The organism is Mesorhizobium sp. M1312, assembly GCF_040318115.1.
Lineage (GTDB): Bacteria > Pseudomonadota > Alphaproteobacteria > Rhizobiales > Rhizobiaceae > Mesorhizobium.
This window is the reverse complement of record NZ_JAMYLQ010000001.1, coordinates 115,691-137,938: the sequence shown is the minus strand read 5'-3', so window position 1 is coordinate 137,938 and position 22,248 is coordinate 115,691. Positions and strand designations below refer to the sequence as shown.

Annotated in this window: 20 protein-coding genes, 1 tRNA gene and 1 pseudogene; 13 read left to right on the top strand and 9 right to left on the bottom strand. The window is 62.7% G+C overall.

Translation table 11 applies throughout. The features are described 5' to 3' along the window. Window positions 1–14 precede the first annotated feature (14 nt). A complete protein-coding gene (locus NKH36_RS00705) occupies window positions 15–1,535 on the bottom strand; it encodes a winged helix-turn-helix domain-containing tetratricopeptide repeat protein (RefSeq protein ID WP_352959653.1) in 1,521 nt (506 codons plus the stop codon). 134 nt (window positions 1,536–1,669) lie between these two features. On the opposite strand from NKH36_RS00705, the gene NKH36_RS00700 reads away from it, so the two are divergent. Together NKH36_RS00700 and NKH36_RS00695 are read left to right on the top strand one after the other, a co-directional pair. After that, window positions 1,670–1,912, top strand: coding sequence for a DUF1127 domain-containing protein (locus NKH36_RS00700; RefSeq protein ID WP_352959651.1), 243 nt, complete (start codon window positions 1,670–1,672; stop codon window positions 1,910–1,912). Window positions 1,913–2,120: 208 nt separating this feature from the next. Continuing rightward, window positions 2,121–3,005, top strand: a complete 885-nt coding sequence (locus tag NKH36_RS00695; protein ID WP_352959650.1) for an alpha/beta fold hydrolase — start codon at window positions 2,121–2,123, stop codon at window positions 3,003–3,005. Between the two features lie 50 nt (window positions 3,006–3,055). Here the strand turns inward: NKH36_RS00695 and NKH36_RS00690 are convergent, their stop codons facing one another. Both NKH36_RS00690 and NKH36_RS00685 read right to left on the bottom strand, forming a co-directional pair. Further along, window positions 3,056–3,586 (bottom strand): dihydrofolate reductase family protein, encoded by a 531-nt coding sequence (locus NKH36_RS00690; protein ID WP_352959648.1) that lies wholly within the window; start codon window positions 3,584–3,586, stop codon window positions 3,056–3,058. Between the two features lie 139 nt (window positions 3,587–3,725). Further along, complete coding sequence (locus tag NKH36_RS00685; protein WP_352959647.1) at window positions 3,726–4,628, bottom strand: LysR family transcriptional regulator; 903 nt, start codon at window positions 4,626–4,628, stop codon at window positions 3,726–3,728. Between the two features lie 150 nt (window positions 4,629–4,778). On the opposite strand from NKH36_RS00685, the gene NKH36_RS00680 reads away from it, so the two are divergent. Next, window positions 4,779–5,201 (top strand): RidA family protein, encoded by a 423-nt coding sequence (locus NKH36_RS00680; RefSeq protein WP_352959645.1) that lies wholly within the window; start codon window positions 4,779–4,781, stop codon window positions 5,199–5,201. 338 nt (window positions 5,202–5,539) lie between these two features. Here NKH36_RS00680 and NKH36_RS00675 read toward each other — a convergent pair whose 3' ends face one another. Together NKH36_RS00675 and NKH36_RS00670 are read right to left on the bottom strand one after the other, a co-directional pair. Next, a complete protein-coding gene (locus NKH36_RS00675; RefSeq protein WP_352959643.1) occupies window positions 5,540–7,411 on the bottom strand; it encodes a tetratricopeptide repeat protein in 1,872 nt (623 codons plus the stop codon). A gap of 403 nt (window positions 7,412–7,814) precedes the next feature. Then, a complete protein-coding gene (locus tag NKH36_RS00670; protein ID WP_352959642.1) occupies window positions 7,815–8,210 on the bottom strand; it encodes a winged helix-turn-helix transcriptional regulator in 396 nt (131 codons plus the stop codon). Window positions 8,211–8,435: 225 nt separating this feature from the next. Here NKH36_RS00670 and NKH36_RS00665 point away from each other — a divergent pair, with 225 nt between their 5' ends. The 3 genes from NKH36_RS00665 to NKH36_RS00655 all read left to right on the top strand — a co-directional run bounded on the left by NKH36_RS00665 (window position 8,436) and on the right by NKH36_RS00655 (window position 12,051). After that, a complete protein-coding gene (locus tag NKH36_RS00665) occupies window positions 8,436–9,200 on the top strand; it encodes an SDR family oxidoreductase (RefSeq protein ID WP_352959641.1) in 765 nt (254 codons plus the stop codon). Between the two features lie 66 nt (window positions 9,201–9,266). Then, a complete protein-coding gene (locus NKH36_RS00660) occupies window positions 9,267–10,157 on the top strand; it encodes an NAD(P)-dependent oxidoreductase (RefSeq protein WP_352959640.1) in 891 nt (296 codons plus the stop codon). Window positions 10,158–10,332: 175 nt separating this feature from the next. After that, complete coding sequence (locus tag NKH36_RS00655; RefSeq protein WP_352959638.1) at window positions 10,333–12,051, top strand: hypothetical protein; 1,719 nt, start codon at window positions 10,333–10,335, stop codon at window positions 12,049–12,051. Between the two features lie 195 nt (window positions 12,052–12,246). Here the strand turns inward: NKH36_RS00655 and NKH36_RS34770 are convergent. The 3 genes and pseudogenes from NKH36_RS34770 to NKH36_RS00645 form a co-directional block, all read right to left on the bottom strand. Further along, window positions 12,247–12,360, bottom strand: a pseudogene (locus NKH36_RS34770) (integrase); the annotation flags it as partial. A 215-nt stretch (window positions 12,361–12,575) separates the two neighbouring features. Continuing rightward, window positions 12,576–12,652, bottom strand: a tRNA-Arg gene (locus NKH36_RS00650). 152 nt (window positions 12,653–12,804) lie between these two features. Beyond that, on the bottom strand, window positions 12,805–14,292 hold the full coding sequence (locus NKH36_RS00645) for an ATP-binding protein (protein ID WP_352959636.1): 1,488 nt from the start codon (window positions 14,290–14,292) through the stop codon (window positions 12,805–12,807). 304 nt (window positions 14,293–14,596) lie between these two features. Between NKH36_RS00645 and rpmH the strand changes: the two genes are divergently transcribed. The 5 genes from rpmH to yihA all read left to right on the top strand — a co-directional run bounded on the left by rpmH (window position 14,597) and on the right by yihA (window position 18,488). After that, window positions 14,597–14,731 carry a 50S ribosomal protein L34 gene (gene rpmH / locus NKH36_RS00640; protein ID WP_008833937.1) on the top strand — a complete coding sequence of 45 codons (135 nt, stop codon included), beginning with the start codon at window positions 14,597–14,599 and terminating at the stop codon, window positions 14,729–14,731. A 16-nt stretch (window positions 14,732–14,747) separates the two neighbouring features. Further along, window positions 14,748–15,101 (top strand): ribonuclease P protein component, encoded by a 354-nt coding sequence (gene rnpA / locus NKH36_RS00635; protein WP_095494090.1) that lies wholly within the window; start codon window positions 14,748–14,750, stop codon window positions 15,099–15,101. A gap of 13 nt (window positions 15,102–15,114) precedes the next feature. Beyond that, on the top strand, window positions 15,115–16,938 hold the full coding sequence (yidC, locus tag NKH36_RS00630; RefSeq protein ID WP_352959635.1) for a membrane protein insertase YidC: 1,824 nt from the start codon (window positions 15,115–15,117) through the stop codon (window positions 16,936–16,938). A 255-nt stretch (window positions 16,939–17,193) separates the two neighbouring features. Then, a complete protein-coding gene (locus NKH36_RS00625; RefSeq protein ID WP_352959633.1) occupies window positions 17,194–17,832 on the top strand; it encodes a CatB-related O-acetyltransferase in 639 nt (212 codons plus the stop codon). Next, on the top strand, window positions 17,829–18,488 hold the full coding sequence (gene yihA, locus NKH36_RS00620) for a ribosome biogenesis GTP-binding protein YihA/YsxC (protein ID WP_352959631.1): 660 nt from the start codon (window positions 17,829–17,831) through the stop codon (window positions 18,486–18,488). The genes NKH36_RS00625 and yihA overlap by 4 nt, the downstream gene beginning before the upstream one ends. Before the next feature lie 99 nt (window positions 18,489–18,587). Here yihA and NKH36_RS00615 read toward each other — a convergent pair whose 3' ends face one another. Then, the gene (locus tag NKH36_RS00615; RefSeq protein WP_352959629.1) at window positions 18,588–19,307 is read right to left on the bottom strand and encodes a TetR/AcrR family transcriptional regulator; all 720 of its coding nucleotides are present in this window, start codon (window positions 19,305–19,307) and stop codon (window positions 18,588–18,590) included. A 142-nt stretch (window positions 19,308–19,449) separates the two neighbouring features. Here NKH36_RS00615 and NKH36_RS00610 point away from each other — a divergent pair, with 142 nt between their 5' ends. Beyond that, complete coding sequence (locus tag NKH36_RS00610) at window positions 19,450–20,631, top strand: HlyD family secretion protein (RefSeq protein ID WP_352959627.1); 1,182 nt, start codon at window positions 19,450–19,452, stop codon at window positions 20,629–20,631. Window positions 20,632–20,649: 18 nt separating this feature from the next. Further along, entirely contained in the window at window positions 20,650–22,236 is a 1,587-nt protein-coding gene (locus tag NKH36_RS00605) for a DHA2 family efflux MFS transporter permease subunit (RefSeq protein ID WP_352959625.1), read from the top strand. Window positions 22,237–22,248 lie beyond the last annotated feature (12 nt).

Sequence of the window (22,248 nt, the reverse complement as noted above, 5' to 3'; positions counted from 1 at the left end):
GTAACGCCGGCGCGTCACTCCGGAAGACCGGCTTTGCGGAAGCCGTCAACGAAGTGCTCGAGCGTCGCAGCGTCGCGGAATGGCTCCGTCGTTGCCCAGTGGCGGGTTGTGAAATACGGATTGCCGACGAGGAACAGTTCGGCCTCTGCGCGCGCCTCATCGAGCCGGCCCAGTTGGGCAAGGCTTGCCGCCAGGAAACGGCGTGAGCTTGTACGATAAGTCTCGTCCCTGCGCAGTGTTTCGACAGCGGCTTCGTATTCGCCAGCCGCATATTGCGCCTGGCCGAGCGTCAGATAGTACCAACTTGCCGGAAACGGGTTGAGCCGGAATGCCTTGCGAATGTGCTCAAGGCCCTCCTCGACCCGTCCGGCCAGGACCGCGATGTCGGACAATGCCGCCCAGGCATCGGCCTCGTTCGGATCGAGCTCGATCGCCTTGGCGAATTCCGCATCTGCCTCGGCGAAGCTGCGCTCATAGGCAAGCAGGTAAGCCAAAACCCAGCGGCAGCCGGCATCGTTGGGGTCGATCGCCACGGCCTTGCGCGCCAGTTTCAAAGCAACGCTACGGGACGTTTCGGTTGGTCCGCCGGAATGCACCCATCCCATCCAGTGGTTCATGGCAAGCCAGCGATAGGCCTCGGCATAGTCCGGATCGAGCGAAACCGCGCGGGTGAGCATCAGATGCGCTTCGCGCGCCGTCTGCGGCGAATCATCCATGAGCTTGCGCGCCCGCACGCAGAGATCGTAAGCCTCGAGATTTTTGGGCCGATTGCGCGGCGGCGGTGCGCGCAGCCTGCCGAGCAACGCCTCCACGATCTTGCCGGTGACCTCGTCCTGAACGGCAAAGATATCTTCCAGGCTGCGGTCGAAGCGTTCCGCCCACAGATGGTCGCCACTCACCGCGTCGACCAGCTGGGCGTTGATGCGCACGCGCCCCGCGGCGCGTCGTGCGCTCCCCTCCAGCAGGTAGCGCACGCCAAGGTCCTCTGCGATTCCGCGCACGTCCATCGCCTTTCCTTTATAGGCAAAAGCCGAGTTGCGTGCGATGACGAACAGGCCGGAGATCCTTGAGAGGTCGGTGATCAGGTCTTCGGTCAACCCATCCGCGAAGGATTCCTGCTCGGGATCGTTGCTGAGATTGACGAAGGGCAGCACGGCTATCGATGGCTTGCCGGGCAGCGGCAAAGATTTCCGCTTCGCGCCACCGAGTTGTTCGACGGCCCCCGTGAAGCGGTAGCCGACGCGCGGAACCGTGGCGATCCATTCGCCGCCCCCATTACTGGCATCGGCGGCCGGACCAAGCAGCTTCCGCAGCAGCGCGATCTGGACCGTGAGGTTGCCTTCCTCGACGGCCGTGCCCGGCCACGCCGCGTCCATCAACTCGGCCTTGCCAAGGATTTCGCCGGGCCGTCCAACGAGTGCCGCAAGCAGCTTTAGCCCGCGGTAACCAACGGCAACGGGGACATCGTTGCGAAGCAGCGTTCCCGCACCGGAATCAAGCACGAACGGACCAAAGGCAAAGCGCGATCCCTGCATGCGGCGTATCTATAGCCCGTTTGGAAGTTTTGAGAACTATTTGGAAGAGCTTAATTACGGCGCTGTTCGTATCCGGCAGAATTCAGCCTCTTTCCGTCGAGGGTCCCCGGACCTTCAAACCTATGGAGGTTGCTATGAACGATACTCTTGCATCAGCCCCGCAGGCAGCGCGGCCGGGAACGCCCGTGGAGCCAGCGGAAATGTCGCGTCGGCACCTGACGACCCTGCGAAGCATTATCGCGGCCTGGGGCGAGCGGAAACGCTTTCGCTGGGAACTTGAGCAAATGTCGAAGGACAATCCTCATTTGATCGACGATCTCGGTCTGACGAGACGGCAGGTCGAGGCAGAGATCGCCAAGCCCTTCTGGCGGCGATGACCCTCGTCGCCGCAAGATCGCGAAGCCGATTCACCTCGTTCTTGGTGTGCCAAAAGCATCTCGGAACGGTACTCGCTCGCGCCGGTCGCCGCGCGGACACTGACAATCGCCCGACCAGGGGGAAGACCGGCCACAGACTCTTCGGCAACATCCGGAACTCGTGCCGCTCGTTTGAGTTGAACTCCAGACAGCAAAACGGAATGTTGACATGAGCCTGCCCGCCCAACACCGAATGCGTCTCTCCGGTGGAACCGAGCTTGCCTACGTCACTGCGGGCGATCCATCCAACCCCGCTTTGTTCCTCCTGCATGGGTTTCCCAGCTCGGCACGTGCATTCCGTGACGTGATTCCCGGACTGGCGGGCGCAGCCTATGTGATCGCGCCCGACCTCCCGGGCCATGGCCAGTCCGACGTTCCGCCGACACCCTCCTTCGCCGCGATCAGCGAGGCAATTTCCGAATTGCTGGCCCACCTCGTGATCGGGCCTCGCTTCATCTACGTGCATGACTGGGGCACCGCTGTGGGCCTGCAGATCGCCATGCAAGCGCCCGAGCTGGTTTCGGGCCTCATCATCCAGAACGCAAACGCACATCGTACCGGCTTCGGCCCCCTGTGGGACGCCGCATTGAAGTTCTGGTCAGAACCGACAAAAGAGAACGAAGCGGCCGCAACCCCCGACCTGACCTTTGAATTCACGCGCGAGCAATATACGGGCGGTCTGCCGGAGGAGGTCGTCGCCACGATCAAAGGCGAACCCTGGGTCGAGGACTGGAGGGTGATGAATCTTCCCGGCCGCATGGAGACCCACCGCGCGCTCATCGCCGATTATAAGAACCACGCCGCGCGTTTCGATGCGATCGCCGGCTATCTCAAGAAATGGCAGCCGCCGGCGCTCATGCTATGGGGCCGTCACGAGCCCTATTTCGACATTGCCGAAACGCTGTCGTGGATGCAGGATCTGCCGCGTATGGAAGCGCATATTTTCGACGGCGGGCATTTCCTGCTTGAGACGCATGCCGAACCAGCACTCTCCCTCATGCTGGAGTTCATCAAGCGAACACAGAAGAGACTTACGCAATTCCCGTCGCTCTAGGCCCAACCCGAAACCAGAGTTCGGTGGCGATTCCATCCGGCGAGTCGAGGTTAAGCAGGGACGTAGGTCAACCTGATCACGTCCTCGCCAATCCGATCAGCGGTCATAAGGCGGAGCGGCGGCCGGGGTCCGGCGAAATATGGCTTGCCGTGGCCTAGCACGACGGGGTGCAGGTAGATTCGATATTCATCGATCAGGCCAAGTTCGGTGAGGCTTCGCGCCAAGTCCGGGCCAGCAACTTCGATCTCCCCGTCGCGCTCGGCCTTCAGCTCGCGGATCGCGCCCTCGAGATCATGCCCAACAAGCCTGGCGTTGGGGCCAACCGACTTCAACGAGCGTGAGACGACCCATTTCGGCTGGCTCCGCCACGCCGCCGCGAAGGCGTGTTGCTCTGCATCCCATTCAGGATGATCGTCGTCCCAGTAACGCATGACCTCATACATTTGGCGCCCGTACAGACTGCCCGCCTGCCCCTGAGCCTCCTCGATGAAGTGGCGGAAGAGCGTAAGGTTTGGCGCAAACGCCATGTGGTCGACGTAGCCGTCGAGGGACTGGTTCATTCCGAACACGAGCTTAGCCATACCCACTTCCCTTCCTTACGCGGCACATCCACGCGGCTGTGATTGCGTTATTGATTATAAGCTGGATCGACCGATGGCCGATCGACAGAAGCGAGAAAACCTCCTTCTGCATTGCCGGATCGCTGCTTCTTTGGTCCAGTTAAGGTTCTTTCTTTCGCAAGTCCTTCACCACATCGAGAAAAGCTCGCAGTGCGGGCGGCACGGCTCGATGTCCGGGATAGTAGACCGCGACCCCTTCCGGAGCGGGCATCCATGCGGTCAGGACCTTACGCAGCCGGCCATCGGACATGGCCGCTTCGGCGGCCCAATCCGCCACATAGGCGATGCCCAGACCCTCTATTGCGGCTTCGACCATCAGTTCCTCGTCATCGAGGACGATGGAGCCGTTTGCGTCGACCACGAGTTCCTGGCCGGCGCGTTCGAACTCCCATCGATAGAATTTGCCGCTGGGCATACGATGGCCGATGCAATGGTGGCGTTGCAATTCCTCGGGCGTTCCCGGGTCGCCGAAGCGATCGAGATAGGCAGGCGAGGCGACACAGATGAACGTCAACGGGCGTGCAAACGGCACGGCGATCATGTCCTTGGGGACCGACCCGAGGAGGCGCACGCCGGCATCGAACCCGCTGGACACGATATCGATGAGCCGCCCCTCGACGACGATGTCCACGGTCACGTCCGGATGGCGCTTCGCTATCTGCGGAAGAACCCAGCGAACGAGAAGAGCGGCCACCAACCGCGGTGCGTTGATGCGGACCGTGCCCGCGACATTGCCCCGGAACCCCGCGACGCTGTCGAGCGCCTCGTCCAGTGAGGCGAGCGCCGGCTGAAGGCGATCGAGCAACCGGAACCCGGCTTCTGTCGGCGAGACGCTGCGTGTGGTGCGGTTCAGAAGGCGCACGCCCATGCGTTCCTCGAGCGCACGCATCGCATGGCTCAATGTGGAAGGTGCCATGCCGATCTCGTCCGCTGCGCGGCGGAAGCTGCGGTGTGTGGCAACGGCCACGAAGGCGGTGAGATCGTTGAGCGATGGGCGGGGCATTGATGGGGATTTTGCATCATCTCATGCCGATTTCAACGGCTAATGCGCGCAATGCGATTGCCCTATCTCCTGCCTGGATCAACTCGGAGATACCCCGGCTCCGGCCCGCTGCCGGTCCGCACCCGTCATCAAGACAGAAAGGAACACGAAATGCCTGCACGTGACGCCATCTATCCGGCCAACCGCCACGCGTTGTACGATATCCACCGCTATTCCGCAGCCATTCGCTCCGGCGATCTTCTCTTCGTGTCGGGTCAGGTCGGGAGCCGTGAGGACGGCTCGCCCGAGCCCGTATTCGAGGATCAGGTTCGACGGGCCTTCGCCAATCTGCGCGCGGTCTTGGCCGCCGCCGGGTGCAGCTTCGACGACGTCGTCGACGTCACCACGTTCCATACCAACCCGGACGAACAGATCGAGACAGTTCTGGCCGTCCGAGCGGAAGAGATCGGCGCACCTCCCTACCCGAACTGGACCGCAGTGGGCGTCAATTGGCTTGCGGGCTTCGATTTCGAGATCAAGGTCATCGCCCGCATCCCTTCGACAACGAGCAGCCAAGCAGCGGACAAGCGCTGATCGCTCGCCCTGCAGTTTCTGTATTGGCGATTGTACCCCGACGACGGAAACGGCGGTAGCACGGGCTCGCGATGTCCGGCCAACGATGAATATGCGAGCTTTGCCTTGGGCCAAAATACGTCATTCGGCCGCAAACGATTCAAACTTTTTCAGCACCGATCACCGCCGTTACTACGCTTCCTCGCCTCTTGGCTATTTCGCGCTCCTCGCGCGGACGTAGTCCCAGCGGCAATGGGCGGCAATTTTCGGTGTTGGCGTCGTGGAAATGGCAAAATTGGCCCGCCGGACGAGATGAAACTGGGCGCCACTATGTGATTGAAGTCGCTCTGTAAAAACTTTCAGCCGGCTTCAGGAGCCTTGGCCTGTGCGAGGTCCTGCAGGAACTCTTCCATCAGCGGCCTGTCGCCGAACCGGCGGTAGGCGCGCTCTGCTTCCAGCGAGAATGCCGGATGCGCCTCGACCAGCTTTGCCATCGTCTGCTGGGCTGCCTCGATCTCTCCGCCCCCGGCCTGCAAAGCGGCCTGAATCAGAAGGCAGTTTGTATCGCGCGGCGCCCGGATCAGGCATTCCTCTATGACGGTGGAAGCCTCATCGCGGCGGTCAGCCGCGTAGAGCGCCTGCCCGTGCACATAGGCATAGTACTCGGGCGCCATAGGATGAAGGCGGCGGGCCCGCTCTGCGTTGGCGACGGCATCATCATACTCCCCGAAACGAACCTGCGCCTTTGCAAGCGCCATCATGCTGTCGGGATCGTTAGGGTTGAGCTCCACAGCGCGCCGTGCGGCCTGCAAGCCGCCTGAATAGTCGCCCTGCAGGGCAAGCCCGAAGCTGATGACCTGATAGCCGAGGCCAAGATTGGGATCGAGACGGACCGCCTGCCGGGCTTCGCTAAGCCCAAGATGAAGTTCCGGCGCGTTTGCCCGGCCGTCACCGCTCTGCGCCACGCTGGCGATAAAGGTCAGCGCGAGGCCTGCGCGGGCGGCCGCATAGGACGGATCCATTTCAAGGGCGCGCTGGTAGAGGCCCCGCGCCTCCAGAATGTCCTGCGGGTCATCGGCGCCGTGCCGGTAGCGGTTGCGGGCCTGCAGCACGAGGTCATAGGCCTGCAGATTGTCGGTCGGGCGTTCCGCTGCTGCCGCCGCCTCGCTCCTGCCGATATAGGGCGCGATCTGCGCGACGATTTCAGTGGTCAGCTCGCTCTGGACGGTGAACACGTCGGCGACCTGCCGGTCAAAACTGCGCGACCACAGATGCGCGCCTGTCTTTACATCGATCAGCTGCGCCGACACGCGAAGCTGGTCCCCTTCACGGCGGGCGCTGCCTTCAACCACATAATCAACGCCGAGCTTGGCCCCGAGCTTGCGCACGTCCGTATCCTGCCCGTGCACGGCGTAGGTGGAATCGCGCGCGATCACCTGCAGCTCTGAATTGCGGGCAAGGGCTGTCGTCACATCCTCGGTCAGTCCGTCCGCGAAATACGATTGCTCGCCACTGCCGCTCATCGCGGCAAAAGGCATGACCGCCACTGACGGCCGGGGGTCGGCGCGGCTCTGATCCATCGACAAGACCGCCGGGATGCGGCTGACCATGGCTGCCAGGGGGAGCGGCTGGATTTGGGTGCCAATGAGGATGAGGGCTATGGCGGCCGCGCCATAAGACCAGCGGGCGGCGGTGCTGCGCAGCACCTGCGGCACCTGCCGCCATGGCGACCACGGAGAGCCCGCCCGCCCTACGCGGTAGACGTTGAGAAGTTCGGGAATGTTCTTGGCCCGCCTGCGGCCGATGCGGACGAACCTGTCCGCGCTGTTGCGGTCGGCCGCCATCACCACGGCGCCGCTGACGAATATCTGCCCCGAATCGCACATGGCCTCAAGACGGGCGGCCACATTGACGCCGTCGCCGTATACGTCGCCGTCATCTTCGATGACATCGCCAAGATTGATGCCGATGCGCAGCTCGAACGGGCTCTTGTCGAAGCCTTCCTGTATGGCCAGCGCTGCATCTACCGCTTCGTTGACGCTGGGAAACATCGCGAGAAAGCCGTCTCCCGTCGTCTTGACGATGCGCCCGCCATGGCGGGCAATGGTCGGGTCAATGAGCTCATCAAAAACAGCGCGCAGCTTCGCGTAGGTGGAAGCCTCGTTTTCAGCCATCAACAGGCTGTAGCCGACGATATCGGCGGCCATGATTGCCGCGAGCTTGCGTTCCATCAGCATTATTCCTGAGCGGCGGGCCATGCACGGACTATTACTGCTGACACTTAAGGCGACGCAGGGCCCAAGATTAGACCCATAATCCCGGATAGGCTAATCAACACAGCTTATAAATGCGTGATGATTGTGGCCTATACCGTTCTGACCTTCGTCAGCCATCATCTGCTTCGTCCGGAGCCGTCCGTCGCCGCACTGGCGGAGGGCGACGGCGATACATACAGACGAGAGCATCTGCTTTGATGGTAGGTTCCCGAGCCTCTTCTTGCGCAAGGGATCGTCACCCGCATGGGCCGAGACGCTGCGCGGCTCGAAGCTGCCGATCTAGCCTCAACCCGTTCAAACGGCGACATAAATCCGCTTCGCTTCATCCGCGGAGCGGAAATTTTATCTACATCCGGCGCTACCCTCGCGCGGCTCCTTCCGCCGCGGTTCGGGCAGCCCGCGCCGCTCCGGCCTTCGCCTTTTCTGCCCGCTCCTGGTGCTTTTCGCCCCATTCCCCCAGCGGGGCGAGCGCCAGGTCGAGCTCGGCGCCTTCCGGCGTGACCGAATATTCGACGCGCGGCGGCACTTGGTGAAACACCTCGCGGTGGATGATGCCGTCCGCCTCCATCTCGCGCAGGTGCTGGATCAGCATCTTCTCGCTGATCTCCGGCTGCAACCTCTTCAGTTCGCCGAAGCGGCAGGGCTGCGCCTGGTGGATCTGCCAGAGCAAAAGTGCCTTCCACTTACCGCCGATCACCGCGAGCGCGGGACCCAATCCGCAGCTGTCCGGCAGTTTTCTTTGTTTTTTTTCCAAGGAACTCTCCAATTCTGAGGTTTTGGTAGGTACCTTACTTTTTTGTCTGTACTTGTGCAATCGAAAGTGCCTGCCTAGCTTTGGGCAAGGACGCCGGAGCATGCAGGCAGAAGACCTGCGGCAGGCTTCCACTGGGACAGTTTTTCGCTCGCAAAAAAGCGGCCGCTCCCGACAGTTTCAAACCGACACACCGCGGCGCCCTTCGCGCCGGGATAAGGAAGAATCATGAGCAGATTTCAGGGCAAGAAGGCCGTTGTCATCGGCGGCACACATGGAATGGGACTGGCGGTGGCGCAGGCGTTGATCGACGGCGACGCCGACGTCCTGATCACGGGGCGCAACGAAAAGAACCTCGCGGACGCCCGTCAGGCGCTTGGCGGCAGCGTCCATGCGGTCCGGTCCGATATCGCCAGTATGGGCGACATCGCCGTGCTCAGCGCGGAAGTGGGGCAGAAACTCGGCGAGATCGATTTCCTGCACGTGAACGCCGGCGTGTCGGAGCTGGAACCGTTCGACCAGGTCACCGAAGCGTCCTTCGATCGCCAGTTCAACGTCAACACCAGGGGTGCCTTTTTCACCACCCAGCGCCTCATACCGCTGATCAAGGAGGGCGGTGCGATCGTCTTCACCTCGTCGATCGCCGAGGATTCCGGCACCGCCGGCATGGCGGTGTATTCCGCCAGCAAGGCGGCGCTGCGCGCCTTCGGCAAGGTGCTGGCATCGGAACTCCTGCCGCGAAAAATCCGCGTCAACGTCGTGAGCCCCGGCTTCATCGACACGCCGACCATGGGCGTCGCCGGCGCCTCGGCGGAAGAGCGCGCCGCCTTCATGAAAATCGGCGACGAGGTGACGCCGATGAAGCGCCACGGCACGCCGGAGGAGGTGGCGCGCGCCGTTTTGTTCCTCGCCTTCGACGCCACCTTCACCACCGGCGAGCGGATCAAGGTCGACGGTGGCCTCGGCCAGGACCTGTCGCCGGCCATGGGGTGAATAGGAAAGCCGCGCGCATAGCTCGCCGCGTAACTTCACGATCGAAGCGAAAAAGAAAGGAAACAAATGTCCGACGTATCCGTCATCGGCCTTGGCGCCATGGGCTCGGCCCTGGCCGGGGCGCTCCTGAAAAGCGGCCGCAGCGTCACAGTGTGGAACCGTTCGCCGGCCAAGGCTGAGGCACTCGTGGCCAAAGGCGCTGTCGCCGCCGCGAGCGTCAAGGATGCCGTCGAGGCGAGCAAACTGGTGGTCGCCTGCCTGCTGGTCTACGATACCGTGTATGAGGCGTTCGAGCCGGCAAAGGATGCGCTTGCCGGCCGCACGCTGGTCAACCTCACCAACGGCACGCCGGCGCAGGCGCGCGAGATGGCACAATGGGCAGCCACCCGGGGCGCCGACTACCTCGACGGCGGCATCATGGCTGTTCCGCCGGTGATCGGCCAAGCCGAGGCGCTGATCCTCTACAGCGGTGCGCACACGGCGTTCGAGGCGCACGGGAAAACGCTCGGCGCGCTGGGCGCGGCCAGATATCTCGGCGACGACGCCGGGCTGGCACCGTTGCACGACATTGCCCTGCTCACCGCCATGTACGGCCTGTTCTCGGGCGTCACGCATGCCTTCGCGCTGACCGGATCGGAAAAGGTGCCGGCGGAAAAATTCCTGCCGATGCTGACCAACTGGCTCGGGGCAGTCATGACATGGCTGCCTGACATGGCACGGCGCATCGACAGCGGCGACTACCGCAGCGACGTCGTCTCGAACCTCGAGATGCAGGCGGCGGCCTTCGACAACTTTATCGCGGCCGGCGAGGGCCAGGGTGTCAGCTCCGAACTGATCGCGCCGATGTTCCAGCTCTTAAAAAAAGCCGTCGCTTCGGGCTATGGCGATGCCGACCAGGCGAGCCTGGTCGAGATGATCAGGACTAGGCCGCAGGCCGAGAGGCAGCTTGCCACATGAGTCCCCGGTCGGCGCCAGAGCCGCCAACGGCGGACGATCGACAGCTTTTTGAGGTGAGCGTAACGAGATCCGTCAACGGGCCGATGCCGAAAAACGGCACCGACCCAAGAACAGTCGCTTCATCATTTTTTGAATCCTGCGCGGTAAGGTTCCGCGCATGTGGTTGAAGACTTACTTGATCATCACCGGCGTCGGCGCGTTCGTGGCGCTGACAATGCCATGGCTGGTCATCATCGGCAGTTTCCTGATCATCCCGGGGCTCGTCCTCGCGTCGATGCCAACGGCCTTCATGTATGGCGTCGCCTTCGCGCTGTTCCGCTTGCTGCTCGGAAGTTTCCTTTCAGGGGTTCCTCTGAACGTCATGTCGGGCGCCGCGGCGCTGGCACTGTTCTGGACCATCCCCCAGCCAGGCCTCACCTGGGCGAGCGGCATGCTGGCCAGCCTGGAGGAGCCGGACATTCAGTCGAGCGCACCGATCGCGCTCAAGGGCGACATTCTCCTCGCCCGCCCATTCGAGGGCCGTTGCGATGCATTGTGCGCGGCATTGCTCAAGACCCCGGGCGTCACTTCGGTCCGCGTCCAGACCCTTCGCGGTCATTCCAACACCTATCGCGTCGTGCCGGACTCGACGCCCCGCAAACGAAGCACCGTCACCGGGCATGGCCTGCTGGAAGAGCGGCGCTACGATGCCTCCGATCCGCTCGCCCCTCAGCGCGCGCTGGAAGCCGAATGGAACCTGATGATGTCAGAGGGCAAGGCGCTGCTGCAAGGCGACGACGCTCCCGAACCCGACTTCACCATCGCGATCGAGGACGGCCCCGCCGTGCCCGATGCCAAGCCCCGATCGGGAGACTGGTCGCTCGAACCCTCCGCACCCCACCGCAAGGCGCTCACCATCACCGACGCCGGCGAACAGGTGCTGCTGCGGCAGTCGATCCTGTCGATCTTTGCTCCGGCGGCGCCATTGCTGATCGGGACTTCGGGCGGGATCGAGAACTTCCGGTTCGGCTGGGCGCGTCGGCGGCTCGGTGACGGAAGGATGTACGCCGAGGTTCCGGTCAACCGGCTGCTACTCGACCACACCAGCGTTTCGCGCGGCGTGAATATGGAAGCGGCGAAAACGAGAACGCGCGAGGAACTTGCCAGAGCGCTCGACGATCCGCGTAAGCCGGTGAGCAATCCCGCGTTCGCGCTCGCCAATCAGTGGATGGACTCGTTCCGCGCGAACGACCAGCCGCTCGGCGAGAGCGACCGGCGTCTGCTGGTTCGTATCTTGGAGGACCCGCGGGTGCGATCCCCAGACGGGCTGTGGGCGATCATCAAACAGGTCGATGGGGACTCCGCCGATCTGCGGCGGCTCGCCGCCCGCCGCTACCTCGCGGCCACCGACAAGAAGGAGGCGCGCCACTGGATCAATGCCCTGGCCGGCCTCCCTGTAGGTGCATACGCCGATCCTCTGCCGGAAGAGCGCGCGATTCTCGCCGATCCGGCGGTCAGCCGCTTTGCCACCGGCCTGATCGAGCGCCAGGGCGACCGCGGCGTCGATGCCGTGCCCGACCTGTTGCGGCTGCTGCGCGAGTACTCCGTCTACGATCCGGGCAAGTATGGCTTCAGCGACCTGACCGCGGCTGCCGATGCCGTGCGAAGCGGCTTTCGCCGCATTGGCCCTGCGGCCTCTTTCGCGCGGCCTGAGATCGAGCAGCTCCTGGCTTCGCCGGGTCTGGAGTACCGCTACAAGACGCTCGGCCAGGAAGAATGGGACACGTTGCTGGTCGTCCTCGGGAAGCCTGTCGAAACGCTTACCAAGCCGGAAAACCGAAGTGGTAGCGACGCGAGATACCGCGAGCGCGTCGCTCAACGGGCCGCCAGGCCTTACGATCCACGCCGGGATTGACCGCCGAAACGGAAGAAGAATCTTCGGGGACAGGGCTACGTCCGGCGACAGGATGGATGATGGGCTGGCCCGTTCGGGGTGTCGCACGGCCTGAATGTCCGGATCGTTTTCAGTGTCGATCAATAGCTGCCATTCCGCTTTCCACCAAAGTCGGATCGAGGCTAGAGAACTGCTCCGGCTGGAAGCGGTCATTCACAGCGAATGCGTTCCATATTCCTGGCGCCGCAATCCAATCGCGCTGACCCATTCATCGACAAGGCGAGCATATCGTCTTGCGCTCATGTGGTTTGCCTGATCACCCCGGCTCGGGAGTTCAGCCCGTATCGCGACACGCGCGGCGTCGAATTCGAACTAAGACACTTCTACCCGGCACTGACACCACCCAAATTCGGAGCTGAAGCAAACGCGGCATTGCGCCGCGCCGGGAAGGCACGCATTTTACATCCCATGATCTTCCCGACGCCAAAGTTGGGAAGATATCAGCGAGACTTTTGCGGCTAAGTTGTTGCATTTCTTGGAGAAAATGGCGCGCCCGAAGAGATTCGAACTCCTGACCCCCAGATTCGTAGTCTGGTGCTCTATCCAGCTGAGCTACGGGCGCGCAACAGGCCATGCTTTGCATGGCCCGCGATCCGATCCTTGACGACCGGCCGCGATGTGACGTGTTCCCTAGCGACTGAATTTCCGAAAAGCAAGCCGATCCGGCAAAAGTTTTGTTGTTCTTGCCTTGACGAGGATCGGGCGGGGCAAGGATCAGGCTGGGCGGCGCAGGCCGTTGCGGGCCTGATCGAGCCGGACCGGCTGGTCGGGAATGGTGACCGCGAATGTGGTGCGGCCGCCTCTGCTTTCGACAAGCTCCACCGTGCCGCCATGGGAGCGGATCAGTTCATAGGCGATCGCCAGGCCAAGACCGGTGCCGCCGCTGCGGGCCGAGCCACGGAACGCCGCGAACAGGTTCTCGCGCGCCTTCGGCGGCAGGCCGGGGCCGGTGTCGGTGACGGTGATGCGGCTGACGCTGCCGACGCGCTCGGCCGACACCGCCAGCCGGCGCACCACCGCACTTTCCGCGTCCGCCGCCATCGCCTGCACGGCGTTGCGACAAAGATTGGTGAGCACGCGAAAAAGCTGATCGGAATCGGCATCCACCTCGAAAGCCAGATCGACGGCATTGACGAATTCGATGCCGCCTTCGGTGTCGAGCAGGCCGTGGACGTCGTCGACCAGCTGGCGCAGCCTGAGCCTGCGGCGCGAGGGCGGCGGCTCCTGGGTACGGCCATAGGCGAGGACACCTTCAGAATAGGACACGGCGCGATCGAGCGCGCGCAGCAGCTTCGGCGCGAAGGCCTGCACGGTCGGGTCCTTGACCTGGCGCAGACGGTCCGACATCAGCTGCGCCGACGCCAGGATATTGCGCATGTCGTGGTTGATCTTCGACACGGCGAGGCCAAGGTCGGCGAGATGCTTCTGCTCGGAGAGCATCTTTTGCAGCCGCTCCTGCATCTGCGAGAGCTCGCGCTCTGCAACGCCGATCTCATCGGCACGGGCGGCAGGGTGGATGATCCGCCCGGGATCGTCCGGCGCCTCGGAGAAGGCCAGCATCGAGCGCGTCATCGTCCGGATCGGGCCGATCATGATCAGGTCTATGGCGGCATAGACCAGCATGGCGGTGAACAGCGAGATCAGCAGCGAGACGAAGGCGACGTTGCGCGAATAGATGAGCATGGCATTGCGCAGGCTGTAGTCGGGCATGATCAGTTCGAATTCCTTGTCGCTGTCGCCGACCGGCCCGAAAACGCGCAGCATCCGCTCGCCGCCGAAAAACAGCGTGTCCAAGGCGCCGGTCATGCCCTCGAACAGGCCGATTTTGGCGATGTCGATATGTTCATCGACGTGCGGCGGCATCTCAGCCACGACCAGAAGCCGCGAGACACCGCCGTCGCGCACGGCGATCGCCTTGGCGCCGATTGCCATCAGCACATCGTTCTGGGCAGCGCGGGACAGCGAGGCGGGCTCTCCCTGCACCAGCACGATCGAGACGGCCGCGGCGGTGCTCAGCCTCTCCTTCAGCCAACTCAGCCGATAGCTGGCGATCCAAGGCAGGAAGATAAGGACCTCGGCCAGGAGCACGAAGACGATGGTGAGCAGCAGGAGCTTTGTCGACAATCCACGCGACAACGGCACCCTCCGGGCGGCCGCGGTCGCCCGATCGGTCCTTTCCTCCGCGGATGGGATTTCACTCATGCTGCTTTTTCTTCACGATCACTTGATCAGCCAAGATTAGGCCATTGCGGCTTTTTTGCCAATTTCATCCTTCGTCCCAATACGGGATAAGACCGCCAAGACTTCGGCCATCACTTCAGCCATCGGCCTGACGGTGCCGGACGTCGGCGCCGGATTGACTTCCAAAACCCTTCTTTCTATAAGCCCGCTCACGCTCGGGCCATTCGTCCCGGCGCGGTTTCGATCGCGCCAAAGCCGGCCGGGCAAAGCTCCTGTTACAGAGTGACAGAATCAAGAAGGGCCGCACCCCGCGGTATTAAAACAAATGAAGCGTACCTACCAACCGTCCAAACTCGTCCGCAAACGCCGGCACGGTTTCCGTGCCCGCATGGCCACCAAGGGTGGCCGTGGCGTCGTCGCAGCCCGCCGCAACCGCGGTCGCAAGCGGCTCAGCGCCTGAACGGAAGACGAGATCGTTGCCCGCAACCGGCAAGCCAGTGGGAGCACATCCCAAGCGGCTTCTGAAGCGCGCGGAATTCCTGGCCGTCCGGCGTGGCGAAAAGCGCCGCGGGCGGCTTTTTCTCGTCGAGGTTCTGGACCGCAGCGACGCAGAGGCGCCTCGCGTCGGCTACACGGTGACCAAGAAGGTCGGCAATGCAGTCGTCCGCAACCGCATCCGGCGGCGGCTGAGAGAAGCCGTGCGCACGCATGCCGCGGGTGACATGGAGCCCGGCAATGACTATGTCATCGTCGGGCGCGAAGATGTGCTTACCATTCCGTTCGGCCAGTTGAAGGCCGAACTCTCCCGCCGACTGCGCGGAACACGATAGGCCAAGGCTTTCGATGGAAAACAACCGGAACTTCTTCATCACCATCGCGCTGTCGGTGCTGATCCTGTCGCTTTGGCAGTATTTTTACGTGCTGCCGCACAGCGAGGCGCAACGCGAGGCGGCCCGTATCGAAGAGCAGCGGCTAGCGGAGCAGAAGAAGGCGGCCCGAGGCACCAGTCCGGGCGGCAGCGAAACGCCGGTGCCGCAGCAAGGCGCCATTCCTAATGCACCCAATGCACCGGGGGCCGACGGCGCGACGCCTGCCGGCCGCGAGCAGGCGCTGGCGTCGACGAAGCGCGTCAGGATCGACACGCCGAGCCTGGAGGGTTCGATCAACCTCACTGGCGCTCGTCTCGACGACCTCAAGCTCAAGCACTACACGCTGACGGTCGACAAGAACTCGCCCGAGATCGAACTGCTCAACCCGGCAGCGCTGCCCACGGGCTACTATGCCGAAATCGGCTTTGTCGGTAGCGACAAGACCGGCACGGTGCCGGGCCCGGAAACGGTGTGGACTGTCGACGGCAATGCAACGCTGACGCCGGCGACCCCGGTCACGCTGAGCTTCACCAACGACAAGGGCCTGACCTTCAAGCGCACCTTCTCCGTCGACAGCGACTACATGTTCACGGTCTCGGACACGGTGCAGAATTCGGGGTCGGCCGCCGTTACCCTGTCGAATTACGGCCGTGTCACCCGCTTCGACAAGCCTGCCGTTGCCAGCATCTATGTGCTGCATGAGGGGCTGATCGGCGTCACAGGCACGGAAGGCCTGCAGGAACACAAATATGCGGCCGTCGAGGAGGACAAGCAGTTTACGCCGGGCAAGTCGACCGATGGCTGGCTGGGCATCACCGACAAATACTGGGCGGTGACGCTGGTGCCGACCGAGAAGCAGCCGTTCCAGCCGCGTTACGCCTATTTCGAGGACGGCCGTCCGCGCTACCAGGCCGACTTCCTCACCGACCCGATCACCGTTGATGCCGGCCAGTCGGCGACGGTCGAGACCGAAATCTTCGCCGGCGCTAAGGAAGTCGCCAAGGTCAACGCCTATGCGGAAGATCGCCATATCAGGCTGTTCGACCGTTTGATCGACTGGGGATGGTTCATCTGGATCACCAAGCCGATGTTTTACCTGATCGACACGATGTACAAATTCTTCGGCAATTTCGGCTTGGCCATCCTGGCCACCACCGTCGTCGTCAAGGCCGTCTTCTATCCGCTCGCCAACAAGTCCTACGCATCGATGGCGAACATGAAGAACGTGCAGCCCAAGATGCTCGAGATCCGCGAGAAATACGCGGACGACAAAATGAACCAGCAACAGGCGATGATGGAGCTCTACAAGACCGAGAAGATCAATCCGCTCGCCGGCTGCTGGCCGGTGGCGCTGCAGATCCCGGTCTTCTTCGCGCTCTACAAGGTGCTCTACATCACCATCGAGATGCGGCACGCACCGTTCTTCGGCTGGATCCAGGATCTGGCGGCGCCCGACCCGACCTCGATCTTCAACCTGTTCGGCCTCATTCCGATCGCTCTGCCGGACATGTTGATGATCGGCGTTTGGCCGCTGATCATGGGCCTGACCATGTTCCTGCAGATGCGCATGAACCCGACGCCGCCCGACCCGACGCAGGCCATGATCTTCACCTGGATGCCGGTGGTCTTCACGTTCATGATGGCGGGCTTTCCGGCCGGCCTCGTCATCTACTGGGCCTGGAACAATCTGCTTTCGATCATCCAGCAAGGCGTGATCATGAAGCGGCAGGGCGCCAAGATCGAATTGTGGGACAATCTGGTCGCGCTGTTCCGGAAGAAACCGTCGCCGGCGGAATAGAAGGCGCTCGCTATTTGTGAATCCAGAAAAGCCCAGGAGCGGGGCTTTTTGGGACAGCCGAGCAGCCCGGCGAATGGCGAAACCAGTCGGCCGGCGATCGACGCCGCCCCGAGGACATCTCCTATCAGCTCGCTATCGTTTCAGGAGCGCTCCGTCGATGAACAGGTAAGGATGATCCGCTGCGCACGCGGTTGGTGCTGCCGGGCGGATCGCGCTATTTTTGACCTGCCTGTTTTTTCGTCGATGGAGCCATCCATGATAGGACCCAACCCCAACATCAAGCACCCGATCCCGATGCATACCCGCGTCGGTTTCCTGAAGGGACTGGTCACGGCGCCGAACGTCGAGATCGGCGACTTCACCTATTATGACGATCCGGACGGGCCGGACAAATTCGCCGAGCGGTGCGTGCTGCATCATTATCCATTCATCGGCGACCGGCTGATCATCGGCAAGTTCTGCGCCATCGCCGAGGGCGCGCGCTTCATCATGAACGGCGCCAATCATGCCATGTCCGGCTTCTCGACCTATCCGTTCAACATCTTCGGCCATGGCTGGGAAGAGGGTTTCGACCCGGCAACCTGGTCGAGAGAATTGCGCGGCGACACAGTGGTCGGCAATGATGTATGGATCGGCATGGAAGCGGCGATCCTGCCCGGCGTGACGATCGGCCATGGCGCCATCGTTGCGGCAAAATCGGTGGTGACGCATGACGTGCCACCCTATGCGATCGTCGCCGGCAATGCGGCCAAGGTGGTGAAGATGCGCTTCGACGACAGGACCATCCGGCGGCTTTTGGCGGCGGCGTGGTGGAATTGGCCGGTGGAAAAGATCAGCCGCAACCTCAATGCCATTCGTGGCGCCGATATTTCTCTTCTGGAGGCAGCGGTTTGAACGCGTTGAACAAGTCCGTGATCGGCATCGAGCTGTTCACGCGGCCGTGGATCTTCATCCGCGGCGTGCCGGCGATGAAATTCCTGCCGCCTGAGGGGCCGCCGGAGATCGCCTTTGCCGGCCGCTCGAATGTCGGCAAATCGTCGCTGATCAACGCGCTGGTCAACCAGAAGGGGCTGGCGCGCACGTCCAACACGCCGGGGCGAACGCAGGAACTCAACTATTTCGTTCCGGGTGGATTTTCCGGCGAAGGCGCCGACCTGCCGCCGATGGCGTTGGTCGACATGCCGGGCTACGGCTACGCCACCGCGCCCAAGGAAAAGGTCGACGACTGGACGAAACTCGTCTTCGACTATCTCAAGGGCCGCGTCACGCTGAAGCGGGTCTACGTGCTGATTGACGCCCGCCATGGCGTCAAGGCCAAGGACGATGAGGTGCTGTCGCTGCTCGACAAGGCGGCGGTGTCCTATCAGATCGTGCTGACCAAGACGGACAAGATCAAGGCGGCCGGTGTGCCGCGGCTGATCGAAGAGACACTGCAGAAAATCAAGAAGCGGCCGGCCGCGTTTCCGTTCGTCCTCGCCACGTCGTCGGAAAAGAGTGAGGGCCTCGAGGAATTGCGCGCGGCGATCGTGCTGGCGGCCAATGGTGGCTAGGGCATGTCGCGCAAAAGTGTGCAGCGGTTTGCGATAACGACATGCATAAAACAACAACCTAAAGCGCGTCGCGTGAGGCCGGTCAAACACGACGCGCTTTTAGGACTTTGCCTCTAGCGCAATCGTCTGGGTGCTTTCTTCCGTGGCAAGCCTTTCGGTGCCGTAAGCCTTCAGGAACATGCTGACGCCAGACCTGACGATGTGGTCGATTTCATCCTGGCTCGGGGCTTTGGTGCGGTAGGCGAATATGCACTGACGAAAAAGACCTGCAAGGCACAGTTCGGTGAACTGATAGGCGGCAAGATCGACGTCGTCGATCTTGAGCAGGCCGCGCTCGATGGCGGCATTGAGAAAAGCAACGACCTTGTCATGGCCGCGTTTCGGGCCGCGTTCGTAAAAACGCGCGCCAAGTTCGGGAATCCTGTCGGACGCGCCGATTACCGTGCGCTGCGCCTGGACGACCTTGGCCGACGTGATCTTGAGGGACAGCACCTTGCCGAACTTCACCAGCGTCTCGCGAAGGTCGTCGGCGCGGTCGAGCAGATCGTACATGTTCTTGAAGATCGTGCCGCGTTCTTCCTCGATCAGCGCTTCGAACAGCTCTTCCTTGTTGGCGAAGTAGACATAGATCGTGCCCTTGGAAACGCCGGCCTCGCGGGTGATGTCGTTCATCGACGCCGCTTCAAAGCCCTTTTCGATGAAGACACGACGCGCGCCCTCGATGATCTGGCTGCGCTTGACCGGGTCCTGTCCCGCCGCCGGGCGGCCGCGACGCAGGCCATCCAGCAGATCGCACTGGTCCTTGTCAGGCTCGGTCATAACGTCACACCTCGAAAAATATTCGAACCGATCGGTTCGATCACCCTTGATATGGGCCTCTCTCCGCGCTAAGTCAACGTCAGCATCGAACCGAACGGTTCAGTCTGACTATTTGTCCCAGCGAGATGCCAAGAGAAATTCTATGTCCTCGAACGCGACCCCCACCGCCGAAGTCCGTCCATTCCCCAACGCCAAGGTCGCGCCAGCGACCGAAGCGCCGACCGCACCGACCGAGCCCGCAATAAGTCCTCCGGCCGAGGCGCCGGCGAAACAGAAGCGTTCGACACGCTCCTTTCTGTTGCCGATCATCGCGCTTGGCTTGCTGGGCGCAGGCGCCTGGTATGGCTACGATTACTGGACCGACAGGCGCTTCATGATCTCAACCGACGACGCCTATGTCCAGGCCGACATGGCATTCATATCGCCGAAAATTTCCGGCTATGTCGATCAGGTCAAGGTGACCGAGAACCAGCAGGTCAAGGCCGGCGACCCGTTGCTGGTCGTCGACAATGGCGACTACAAAATAGCGATCGCCCAGGCCGAGGCGCAGATCGCCACCTTGAGCAAGACTCTCGACCGGATCGACGCCCAGACCGAGGCGGCGCGCGCATCGCTCGAGCAGGCGCAGGCGCAGAAGACCGCCGACCAGGCCGCCGCCGCCAATGCCGCGCGCGTTCAAGCGCGCGCCGCCCAATTGCTCAAGACACATGTCGGCACCCAGGCCCAACTGGATGATGCCCAGACCGCGGTCGAGCAGGCCAATGCCGCCCTTGTAGGCGCCGACGCCCAGATCGCGGCGGCTGAGGCCAATATCGGCGTGCTTCAGGCGCAGCGCGCGGAGACGGCGAGCACGCTGGCGTCGCTGCAGCTTGCCAGGGACAAGGCCGCGCGGGACCTGTCCTTCACCGTGCTGCGCGCGCCCTATGACGGTGTCGTCGGCAACCGCTCCGTCGAGCAGGGCGACCTGATCAGCCCCGGACAAAAGCTCGCCGTCATCGTGCCGATGGACAAGCTCTATATCGTCGCCAATTTCAAGGAGACCCAGCTTGCCCAGCTGGTGCCCGGCGAAAAGGTCAGGATTTCGGTCGACGCGATCGACGGCCAGGATTTCGAAGGCACGGTGTCGTCGCTGGCGCCGGCATCCGGCGCGGTGTTCTCGCTGCTGCCGCCGGAAAACGCCACCGGCAATTTCACCAAGGTTGTGCAACGCGTCCCGGTTCGCATCGACGTGCCGGCGGATGTGCTGAAGACAGGCAAGCTGCGCGCCGACCTCAGCGTCGTCGTCGCCGTCGACAGCCGCACCGCACCTTCTGCGTCGAAGTAAGCGGGCCGGAGCACCGTCATGGCGACCGCAATCCTGACCGCGGGATCGGCGCCGGCCAAGCCGGTCGACCACATAGAGCCGCGCCGCATCATCGCCTTCCTGGCGATGGTGTTCGGCATGTTCATGGCGATCCTCGACATCCAGATCGTCTCGGCCTCGCTGGCCGAGATCCAGGCGGGCTTGAGCGCCAGTTCCGACGAAATCCCGTGGGTGCAGACTGCCTATCTGATCGCCGAAGTCATCATGATCCCGCTGTCCGGTTTTCTCAGCCGGATGCTGTCGACGCGCGTGCTGTTCACCGTCTCCGCGGCTGGCTTCACCGCGGCCAGCGCGCTGGCGGCGACCGCCACCAACATCGACCAGATGATCGTCTACCGCGCCATCCAGGGCTTCATCGGCGGCGGCATGATTCCGAGCGTGTTCGCCGCCGCCTTCACCATCTTCCCGCCGTCGCGCCGTGCCATGGTGTCGCCGATGATCGGCCTGGTGGCGACGCTGGCGCCGACCATCGGCCCGACTGTCGGCGGCTATATAAGCCATGCCACGTCCTGGCACTGGCTGTTCCTGATCAATGTAGTGCCCGGCATCCTGGTGACCGCCGCGGCGTGGTCGCTGATCGACTTCGACAAGCCCAATCTCAGCCTGTTCCGCAAGTTCGACTGGTGGGGCCTTGCCGGCATGGCGGCTTTCCTCGGCTCGCTGGAATACGTGCTCGAGGAAGGTCCCAACAACGATTGGCTTCAGGACCAGGCCGTGTTCATCTGCGCCATCCTGATGACGGCCGGCGCGGTGCTGTTCTTCTGGCGCGCCTTCACCGCCGAGGAGCCGATCGTCGATTTGAAAGCCTTCACCAACGTTAACTTCGCTTTCGGCTCGCTGTTCTCCTTTGTCATCGGCATCGGCCTCTACGGCCTGACCTATCTCTATCCGGTGTATCTCGGGCGTATCCGCGGCTACGATTCCCTGATGATCGGCGAGGCTCTGTTCGTCAGCGGCCTGGCGATGTTCGCCACCGCTCCGGTGTCTGGCATCCTGTCGCGCAAGATGGATCCGCGGCTGATGATGATGATCGGCTTCTTCGGCTTCGCCGCCGGCACCTGGCGCATGACCTATCTGACCGCCGACTGGGATTTCTGGGAGCTTTTGGTGCCGCAGATCCTGCGCGGCGCCTCGATGATGCTGTGCATGGTGCCGATCAACAACATCGCGCTGGGGACGCTGCCGCCTGACCGGTTGAAGAACGCATCCGGCCTGTTCAATCTCACCCGCAATCTCGGTGGCGCCGTCGGCCTTGCCGTCATCAACACCGTGCTGATCGATCGCAACGCCTTCCACTACGCAAGGCTGGCCGAGCATGTGCAATGGGGCAGTGCCGAGGCGCAGACCAAGCTGCAGAACATGACGCTCGACTTCCAGCAGAATGCCGGCCTGGACGCGTCCAAGGCGGCGATCTCCAAACTGTCTGCTATGGTCCAGCAGCAAGCGTCGCTGCTGTCCTTCATGGACGTGTTCTATCTCTTGACGGCGCTGTTCGCCACGCTGGCGATCTTCACCATGGTCATCCGCAAACCGGCCGAGCCAGCAGGCGGAGGTGGCGGACACTGATCGCGCAACTTT